The organism is Cellulomonas sp. P4_B5_2, assembly GCF_056402235.1.
This window is the reverse complement of the sequence record NZ_JBFUHU010000153.1, coordinates 1-8741: the sequence shown is the minus strand read 5'-3', so window position 1 is coordinate 8741 and position 8741 is coordinate 1. Positions and strand designations below refer to the sequence as shown.

Here is an 8741-nt window from a genome sequence, read left to right as displayed (position 1 = left end):
CGCCCCACCTCAGGGGCGTCGGCGTGCGGTGTGCCGGTCTCGGCCGACTCCCCGACCGCGACCAGACCCAGGTCGGCGAGCACCCGCGCGGACAGGCAGTCCGCGGCGGGGGCGACGACGGCGGTCGGGGCGTCGGGCGCGGGGTCGGGCGCGCTGCACGACGACGCCAGCCCCGCGACGAGGGCGGCAGGCAGCACGAGGCCGATGGCCCACCGCGCGCGCGCGTTCATCTCGCCCCCTGCCTGCTCTGCCCACGCCGGTGCACACCCCCGGGGGTGTCGACAGGCGCGGGAGCGCCGACAGCGACGTCGGCACAGTCAGAGAGTAAGCACAGTCATGGGGCAAATGACCGGGTGAGACCGGATCGTTAGGCGGCGGGGTCGGATCGTGAGCGTCCTGTGACCGGAGGGGCGGTCTCGGTCTCCCGCTCGGTGTCCTCGACGGCCGGTCGGAGCGCTGCCGGCGGCGCCGGGGCGATGGTGCGAGGCCCGGTGAACCTGCGCAGGATCCAGTCGACGATTACCCCGATCACCAGGCCACCGACCACCCCGACGACCACGGCGACCATCGTGTGGTTGTGCAACCAGGCGCCCGCGCCGATGCCGATGAGCGACGAGTAGGCGCCCCACGTGACGGCCGCGATGGCGGTGAGCCCCATGAACCGGCGGCGGTTGTACTTGACGGCACCCGCCGTCATGTTGACGGCCACGCGGCCCACCGGGATGTAGCGAGCGGCGATGATGAAGGCGGCGCCGCGGTTGGCCAGGGCGCTCTCCGCCCAGTCGACGGCCGCCCGCCCGCGGGTGGTGCGGAGCAGTCGCAGCTCCCGCACCTTGACCTTGGTACCGATCTGGTAGGCGATCTGGTCACCTGTCCACGCGCCGGCGGCTGCTACGAGCATGATCAACGCCAGGTTGGGCGTGCCCTCGGCCATCGAGACCACCGACAGGGCGATCACGATGGACTCGCTCGGGATCGGGGGGAAGAAGCCGTCGATCGTGGCGAACAGGTAGAGCACGACGAAGATCCACGGGGAACCTACGAGGGCCAGGGCCCACCCCTCCAGCACGTGACATCAGCTCCTGCGTCGTGCACCGTCGGTCGATCCGTCCGGTGTCGTGCTCCACGGTAAGGCGCGTCGATGCCTGGATGACATAGGGGTGACCCCCGGTTCATCCCTGGTGCAGCCCCGATTCCACCCGGGGTCGGACCCGGGGTCCTCCCTCAGGACCTTGTTCAGGCCAGGGGGAACGAGAGGGCGCGGGCGGCCGCCTCGGGACTGGGTTCGGCCGACCACCGGGCACCGAACTCGTCCGTCGCGGCGAGYGAGCGCAGCTCCGCGCGATCCAGGTACAGCGTCCCGCCGAGGTGGTCGGTCTCGTGCTGCACGATCCGCGCGGACCAGCCCTCGACGATCTCGTCGACCGCGGTGCCGCGCTCGTCCGCTCCCGTCAGGTGCACGCGCCGCGCGCGGGGAACCACCGCCTGGTAGCCGACGACGCTGAGGCACCCCTCGTAGAACGAGACGCGCTCCTCGTCCAGCGGCGTGTACCGCGGGTTCACCAGCACGCGGAACGGCAGCGGTTCCCGCTCCCGGACCTCCGCGTGCTCCGGCGAGATGGAGCCCGGGTCCTCGAGCACGGCGAGGGCCAACGGCAGACCGAGCTGCGGCGCCGCGAGGCCGACCCCGGGGGCCGCGCGCATCGTCCGGTGCATGACGTCGACGAGCACGGCGAGCTCCTCGTCGGACAGCTGGCCGTCGTACGGCGTCGACACCGCACGCAGGGCCGGGTGCCCGGCCTGCACGATGGGCGCCACCCCCTCGGGCGAGCGCGTGCCCGACTCGATGATCCAGAGCGCGACGTCGCGCAGCGCCTGGTCCCACTCGGGCCCGGACGGCACTAGAGGGCCAGCCGGTGCTGGACGACGTCGGCGAGCTCGCGCGCGACGCGGTCCGCCTCGGACTGCGTGCCGGCCTCGACCATCACGCGGACGAGGTCCTCGGTGCCCGACGACCGCAGCAGCACGCGCCCGGTCCGGCCGAGACCCTCCTCGGCGGAACGCACCGCGTCGAGGAGCCGCTCGTCGGTCCCGGCACGCCGCTTGTCGACACCGGGAACGTTCACCAGCGTCTGCGGCAGCCGCCGGACCACGCCCGCCAGGTCGGCGATGGTCGCCCCGGTCGCCGCCACGCGGGCAGCCAGCTGCAGGGCGGTCAGGACGCCGTCCCCGGTGGTCGCGTGCGCCGCCATGATGATGTGACCGGACTGCTCGCCGCCGAGGGAGTAGTTCCCGGCGCGCATCGCCTCGAGCACGTAGCGGTCGCCGACCGCGGTGTCGATCGTGGCGATCCCCGCCTCGCTCATCGCGATCTTGAGCCCCAGGTTGCTCATCACGGTGGTGACGAGGGTGTCCGCCACCAGGTCACCCCGGTCACGCATGGCGATCGCGAGGATGCCCATGATCTGGTCGCCGTCCACCAGGTTGCCCGCGGCGTCGACGGCCAGGCACCGGTCCGCGTCCCCGTCGAACGCGACCCCGAGGTCCGCCTCCGAGGCCACGACCGCGGCCTGCAGCTGCTCGGGGTGCGTCGAGCCGCACTTCTCGTTGATGTTGCGCCCGTCGGGCGAGGCGTTGATGACGACGACGTCGGCACCGGCCGCCCGGAGCGTCGCCGGTCCGACCTCGCTCGCGGCGCCGTTCGCGCAGTCGACCGCGATGCGCAGGCCCGTCAGGGGGACGTCGATGGTGCCGACGAGGTGCTCGATGTACTGCTCGCCCGCGCGTCCGGTGTCGACGCGGATGCGCCCGACGTCACCGCCGAGCGGCCGCTCCCAGTGCTCGCCCATGCGCGCCTCGATGGCGGCCTCGAGCTCGTCGTCCAGCTTGTGCCCGCCGCGCGCCAGGAACTTGATCCCGTTGTCGGGCATGGGGTTGTGCGACGCGGAGAGCACCACGCCGATGTCGACACCGAGCTCGGCGGTGAGGAACGCGACGGCCGGCGTCGGCAGCACGCCCACGTTGTTGACGTCGACGCCGGCCGAGGCGAGCCCGGCGGACACGGCGGCGGCGAGGAACTCCCCCGACGCACGGCTGTCACGCCCGACGATCGCGCGGGGCCGGTGCCCCTCGAACTGGCCGAGCGAACCCAGCACGTGCGCGGCCGCGACCGACAGGTCGAGCGCGAGCTCGGCGGTCACGTCCCGGTTGGCGAGCCCACGCACGCCGTCGGTCCCGAACAGTCGGCCCATGGTCAGACTCCTTCGTCCTGGCGGCACGGCGCTGCTGATGCATGCCCCGCGCGTCCGCCCTCGCTGATGGTCGCAGACATGCCGATGGCCCCGCTGGTCGTGAGACCAGCAGGGCCATCGGGCCGAAGTGCGTCGATCAGCGCTTCGAGTACTGCGGTGCCTTGCGGGCCTTCTTGAGACCGGCCTTCTTGCGCTCCACGACGCGGGCGTCGCGGGTCAGGAAGCCGGCCTTCTTGAGGGCCGGGCGGTTGTGCTCCTCGTCGATCGCGTTCAGCGCACGGGCGATGCCCAGGCGCAGCGCGCCGGCCTGGCCGCTCACGCCGCCGCCGGTGATGCGCGCGACGACGTCGAAGCGACCCTCGACGTCGACGAGCTTGAACGGGGAGTTCACGAGCTGCTGGTGCACCTTGTTCGGGAAGTAGTCCTCGAGCGTGCGCCCGTTGACCTTCCACTGACCGGTGCCGGGGACCAGGCGCACGCGCGCGATGGCCTCCTTGCGACGGCCGAGTGCGTTCGCCGGTGCCGTGATGCTCTGACCGCGGCCCGTCGGGGCAGCCGTCTCGGAGGTGTAGCTGGTGGGGGTGTCATCGCCCTCGAGGTCGATGTCGACCGTGGTCTCTGCCACTGGTGTCCTCGCGTCCTTGTTCTCTGTACTCAGCCGGCTCACGCCTGCTGAGAGACCTGGGTGATCTCGAAGGGCTTCGGCTGCTGCGCCGCGTGCGGGTGCTCCGCACCGGCGTAGACCTTGAGCTTGGTGAGCTGCTGACGCGCGAGGGAGCTCTTGGGGAGCATGCCGCGGACAGCCTTCTCGATCGCGCGCTCGGGGTGCTTCTCCAGAAGATCGGAGTAGGCCACGGCGCGGAGACCACCCGGGTAGCCCGAGTGGCGGTACGCGAGCTTGTTCTCGCGCTTGTTGCCGGTCAGTGCCACCTTGCTCGCGTTGATGACGATGACGAAGTCACCGCCGTCGACGTGGGGGGCAAAGGTTGCCTTGTGCTTGCCGCGCAGCAACGTGGCCACATGTGTGGCCAGGCGACCCAGGACGACATCGTTCGCGTCGATGATGTGCCAGGTCCGCTCGACGTCGCCGGGCTTCGGTGTGTACGTGCGCACGGTCGTCAGCCTTCGTTTCGTTGCGAATCTTGTCGGGGCGGAGCTCCGCAGGGTGCGGGTCCGCCGATGCATGCTTCCGTCGGCTTCCGGGCGGCGAGCGGGAACGCACCAGCCCTGCCGCTCTGGCTCGGTGCTGAGTGCTGAGAGGGCACTAGCAGCCGCCGGAACGGGGACGCACAACGAGACACCAGGGTAGCCGCCGTGCCGCCGGAGGGTCAAAACGCGTCACCCCTCCCGCCCCGCGGTGGCGGGCGGCCCGTGGCGTCGCACCGGCCGCAGGGCCGCCGACGCGGCCTGGACGACCCGTTCGGTCAGGTCGTCGAGCGTCGGCGTGCGCAGCGCCCAGTGCTGCCAGTAGAGCGGGACGTCGAGGTGGCGACCGGCCCGGATCTCCACCAGGGCACCGGCGGCGATCCGCTCGGCCGCGGCCACCTCCGGCACCATCCCCCACCCGAGCCCGGCCTCGACCAGCCCCACGAACGCCGACTGCGACGGCACGTAGTGCACCCGTGGGGTGACCGTGCGCCGGCCGACGACCGACGCGACGAAGCGTTCCTGCAGGCCATCCTCCCTGTTGAACGCGAGCAGAGGGGCCGCCGCGAACGCCTCCGCCCCGAGCCCGTCGGCGAACCAGCGCTCCCGCCGGTCCGGTGCCGCGACGGCGAGGTACCGCATCGCGCCCAGTCGGCGGACCCGGCAGCCCTGCACCGCGCGCGGGTCGGCGGTGACCGCGGCCATCACCGTGCCGTCGCGCAGCAGGTCGGCGGACAGGTCCTGGTCCTCGCGCCGCAGGTCGAGCAGGACGTCGGCGGGCAGGTCGGCGACCGCGGCGGGGAACCACGTGGACATCGAGTCGTCGTTGACGGCTACGGGGAGCCGGCGCGTGGCCGGCCGGGCCCGGGAGCCTCCCGGTGCCGGTACCAGCAGACCCATCGCATCACGCCCCAGGAGCTCCACCTGACCGGCCAGGCGCACGAGCACCTCGCCGTCCTCGGTGGGCCGGCATGGACGCGTGCGCAGCACCAGCACGCGGCCCACCTGCTGCTCGAGGGCCTTGATCCGCTGGCTGACGGCCGACGGGGTCACGTGCAGGCGCCGTGCGGCCGCGTCGAAGCTGCCCTCGTGCACGACGGCCGCGAGGGCGCTCAGCTGGTCCGCGTCGAACGCCACATGAATGATCCTAACGGTTCTCCAGCAACCTGAACTGGACTTCACCATCGTCGGTTCCTACCGTCGTCCTGTGACCACCGCTGCCCTCTCGGGCTTCCTGACGGGCCTGTCCCTCATCGTCGCGATCGGCGCCCAGAACGCCTTCGTGCTCCGCCAGGGCATCCGGCGCGAGCACGTGCTGCCCGTCGTGGCGGTGTGCGCCGTCGCGGACGCGCTGCTGATCACCGCGGGGATCGCGGGCCTCGGGGCGCTCGTGACCGACCACCCGGTGGTGCTGGCGGTCACGAGGTACGCGGGTGCCGCGTTCCTGCTCGTGCTGGCCGTGGGCGCCGCGCTGCGAGCCCGCCGACCGGAGCGGCTCGACCCCGCGGGTGACGGCCCCGCCGCGCTCGGTGCCGTCGTGTCGACCTGCCTCGCGCTCACGTTCCTCAACCCGCACGTCTACCTGGACACCGTGGTGCTCCTCGGTTCGCTGGCTCACCAGCACGACCCCGGGGCCTGGGTGTTCGGTGCCGGGGCGGTCACCGCCAGCGTCGTGTGGTTCACCGCGCTCGGCTTCGGGGCCACCTACCTGCGGCCGGTGTTCGCCCGCCCGCGCGCCTGGCAGGTGCTCGACGTCGTCATCGCCGTGGTGATGGCCGCGCTCGCGGTCCTGCTGCTGGTCTGAGCCTGCTTGTCGAAGGCTCAGCGCACCCGGTCCACCCGGCCGGCGTCCCACACCGGCTCGGGCGTCTCGACCACGTCCCCGTCCGCGCCGAACACGAGAAACCGGTCGAACGTGCGCGTGAACCAGCGGTCGTGCGTCACCGCCAGCACCGTCCCCTCGAACGCCGCCAGCCCGGTCTCCAGCGCCTCGGCGGAGTGCAGGTCGAGGTTGTCGGTCGGCTCGTCGAGCAGCAGCAGCGTCGCTCCCCCGAGCTCGAGCAGCAGGATCTGCAGGCGCGCCTGCTGACCGCCGGAGAGCGTCTCGTAGCGCTGCTCCGCGGCGGACACGAGCTCGTACCGGTCGAGCGCCTTGCTGGCCTGCTCGCGCCCGAGCCCCGCGCGGTGACCCTCGCCGCGGTGCAGGATCTCCAGCAGCGTCCGCCCGACCAGCTCGGGGTGCCCGTGGTTCTGCGCGAACCAGCCCGGTCGCACACGCGGGCCCAGGACGACCCTGCCGGTGTGCCGCACGGGCTCGACAGGGAGGTCGTCTGCCGGTTCGTGCTCGGGTGACGGGTCGCTGCCGCCGGCGGCGAGCAGCCGCAGGAAGTGCGACTTGCCCGACCCGTTGGACCCGAGGACGGCCACCCGTTCGCCGAACCAGACCTCCAGGTCGAACGGGTGCATGAGCCCGGTGAGCTCGAGACCGGTCGCGACCACCGCGCGCTTGGCGGTGCGGCCCCCGCGGAGCCGGACCTTGACGTTCTGCTCGCGGGCCAGCAGCGTCGGCGGGCCGGCCTCCTCGAACTTGCGCAGCCGCGTCTGCGCGGCGGCGTAGCGGGACGCCAGCCCGTCGTTGAACGCGGCCTTCGTGCGCAGCGTGAGCACGAGCTCCTTGAGCTTCGCGTGCTCCTCCTCCCAGCGCCGCAGCAGCTCCTCGAGCCGTGAGCGTCGGTCCTCGCGCGCCTGGTGGTAGGACGCGAACCCGCCGCCGTGCACCCAGACCGCGGCCCCCATGACGCCGGGCTCGAGGGTCGCCACCTGCGTGGCCACGCGGGCGAGCATCTCGCGGTCGTGGCTGACGAACAGCACGGTCTTGTTCGACGCCCGCAGCCTGTCCTCCAGCCACCGCTTGGTCGGCACGTCGAGCGCGTTGTCCGGCTCGTCGAGCAGCAGCACCTCGTCGGGGCCGCGCAGCAGCGCCTCCAGGACGAGCCTCTTCTGCTCGCCGCCGGACAGGGTGCGCACCTCGCGGTGCTGGGCGGCGTCGAACGGGATGGACAGGACGGCGTCGGTCACCCGGTCCCAGCCCGCCTCGGCCTCGTAGCCGCCGACGTCGGCCCAGTCCACGAGCGCCTGGGCGTACCTCATCTGCGCCGGCTCGTCGTCGGTCTCCATGATCGCCAGCTCCGCCGCCGCGAGCTCGACCGCGGCGTCCCGGACGGCGGGCGCCGCGAGCGAGGCGAGCAGGTCGCGGATCGACCGGTCGTCGTCGATGCGGCCGATGTCCTGGCGCATGATCCCGAGGCCACCGCTGCGCCCGATCGATCCCGCGTGCGGCGCCTCGTCCCCGGCGATGATCCGCAGGAGCGTCGTCTTGCCCGCGCCGTTGGGTCCGACGAGCGCGACGCGCGCGCCGTCGGCGACGCGGAACGACACGTCGTCGAGGAGGGGGCGTCCGTCGGGCAGGAAGTACCCGATGCCGCCGATGTCGAGGTGGCCCATGCGCCCAGTGTCCCTGCCGCCCGGTCGACGGCCCATCTCATTGCCTGTGGCACGGCGCACAGCCTCGCTGCCGAGCGCGGGTCCGCGGTCTATCGTCGGAACATGAGCGACACCTCCGGCACCAGTCCCGACCCCGAGCTCGACAGCGAGGGCGACACCGACCAGCTGTCCAGCGAGGACACGCTGATGGACCGCGGCGTCGAGGACCTCCTCGATGAGGGCTACACGGTCCCGCTGCGGCCGCGCGCCAACCACTACGGCGAGACGGCGTGGGAGGAGGCGCACCGCGAGACGATCGACCAGCGCATCGGCCAGGAGGAGCCCGAGGTCTGGGAGGCGCGGCCGCGTCCCGAGCGCGAGGAGTTCCGCGCCGGCCGGCTCATCGAGGACGACGGCGCCGTCGAGGCCGGCGGCACCGACGGGTTCGCCATCGACGCCGGCATCTCTGGGGGCGCCGCGAGCGCCGAGGAGGCCGCCGTGCACCTCATCGAGGAGGAGTACGTCGACGACCGCCGGTACCGCGACGACGTCGACGACTGACCTGGAGCGCCGCGGAGGGTGAGGGGCGCGGAGCGTCACTCCGACCAACCACCGACGAGGTCTGAGCCCGCTCAGCCGCAGCAGTCGCCCGCGCCCGGCGGGTGCTGCAGGTCCTCGGCCGCCCGTCGCGCACGGGTCAGGACCGCCCCCGCCGCCAGCTCGTCGTCGGCGGGATAGCTCACCTCGTCGAGCATGAGCCCGTGCGCGGCCACCACGTGCACCCCCACCCAGCTCGTCGTCGGCGGGATAGCTCACCTCGTCGAGCATGAGCCCGTGCGCGGCCACCACGTGCACCCCCAC

Annotated in this window: 11 protein-coding genes; 2 read left to right on the top strand and 9 right to left on the bottom strand. The window is 72.7% G+C overall.

Annotation, left to right across the window (positions count from 1 at the left end; translation table 11 throughout):
• The 7 genes from AC1DUQ_RS12295 to AC1DUQ_RS12265 all read right to left on the bottom strand — a co-directional run.
• A partial coding sequence (locus AC1DUQ_RS12295; RefSeq protein WP_477073875.1) for a hypothetical protein occupies positions 1-230 on the bottom strand: 230 nt, incomplete at its 3' end.
• Between the two features lie 137 nt (positions 231-367).
• Complete coding sequence (locus AC1DUQ_RS12290; RefSeq protein ID WP_477061380.1) at positions 368-1069, bottom strand: DedA family protein; 702 nt, start codon at positions 1067-1069, stop codon at positions 368-370.
• A 167-nt stretch (positions 1070-1236) separates the two neighbouring features.
• Positions 1237-1872, bottom strand: a complete 636-nt coding sequence (locus tag AC1DUQ_RS12285) for a peptide deformylase (protein ID WP_477061636.1) — start codon at positions 1870-1872, stop codon at positions 1237-1239.
• A 29-nt stretch (positions 1873-1901) separates the two neighbouring features.
• On the bottom strand, positions 1902-3251 hold the full coding sequence (glmM, locus tag AC1DUQ_RS12280; protein WP_477061379.1) for a phosphoglucosamine mutase: 1350 nt from the start codon (positions 3249-3251) through the stop codon (positions 1902-1904).
• Between the two features lie 136 nt (positions 3252-3387).
• On the bottom strand, positions 3388-3876 hold the full coding sequence (gene rpsI / locus AC1DUQ_RS12275; protein WP_056088985.1) for a 30S ribosomal protein S9: 489 nt from the start codon (positions 3874-3876) through the stop codon (positions 3388-3390).
• A 38-nt stretch (positions 3877-3914) separates the two neighbouring features.
• Positions 3915-4364 carry a 50S ribosomal protein L13 gene (gene rplM / locus AC1DUQ_RS12270; RefSeq protein WP_055912203.1) on the bottom strand — a complete coding sequence of 150 codons (450 nt, stop codon included), beginning with the start codon at positions 4362-4364 and terminating at the stop codon, positions 3915-3917.
• A 225-nt stretch (positions 4365-4589) separates the two neighbouring features.
• Positions 4590-5534, bottom strand: coding sequence for a LysR family transcriptional regulator ArgP (locus AC1DUQ_RS12265; RefSeq protein WP_477061378.1), 945 nt, complete (start codon positions 5532-5534; stop codon positions 4590-4592).
• A 70-nt stretch (positions 5535-5604) separates the two neighbouring features.
• On the opposite strand from AC1DUQ_RS12265, the gene AC1DUQ_RS12260 reads away from it, so the two are divergent.
• On the top strand, positions 5605-6201 hold the full coding sequence (locus AC1DUQ_RS12260) for a LysE/ArgO family amino acid transporter (protein WP_477061377.1): 597 nt from the start codon (positions 5605-5607) through the stop codon (positions 6199-6201).
• Between the two features lie 17 nt (positions 6202-6218).
• Here the strand turns inward: AC1DUQ_RS12260 and AC1DUQ_RS12255 are convergent, their stop codons facing one another.
• Entirely contained in the window at positions 6219-7901 is a 1683-nt protein-coding gene (locus tag AC1DUQ_RS12255) for an ABC-F family ATP-binding cassette domain-containing protein (RefSeq protein WP_477061376.1), read from the bottom strand.
• 102 nt (positions 7902-8003) lie between these two features.
• On the opposite strand from AC1DUQ_RS12255, the gene AC1DUQ_RS12250 reads away from it, so the two are divergent.
• Positions 8004-8441, top strand: coding sequence for a DUF5709 domain-containing protein (locus AC1DUQ_RS12250; RefSeq protein WP_477061375.1), 438 nt, complete (start codon positions 8004-8006; stop codon positions 8439-8441).
• 71 nt (positions 8442-8512) lie between these two features.
• On the opposite strand, the gene AC1DUQ_RS12245 is transcribed toward AC1DUQ_RS12250, so the two are convergent.
• Positions 8513-8668 carry a hypothetical protein gene (locus AC1DUQ_RS12245; protein WP_477073874.1) on the bottom strand — a complete coding sequence of 52 codons (156 nt, stop codon included), beginning with the start codon at positions 8666-8668 and terminating at the stop codon, positions 8513-8515.
• Positions 8669-8741: the final 73 nt, after the last annotated feature.

Coding starts and splice junctions, on each gene's coding strand:
- glmM (WP_477061379.1), bottom strand. CDS start 3,251: ATGGGCCGACTGTTCGGGACCGACGGCGTGCGTGGGCTCGCCAACCGG.
- AC1DUQ_RS12255 (WP_477061376.1), bottom strand. CDS start 7,901: ATGGGCCACCTCGACATCGGCGGCATCGGGTACTTCCTGCCCGACGGA.
- AC1DUQ_RS12250 (WP_477061375.1), top strand. CDS start 8,004: ATGAGCGACACCTCCGGCACCAGTCCCGACCCCGAGCTCGACAGCGAG.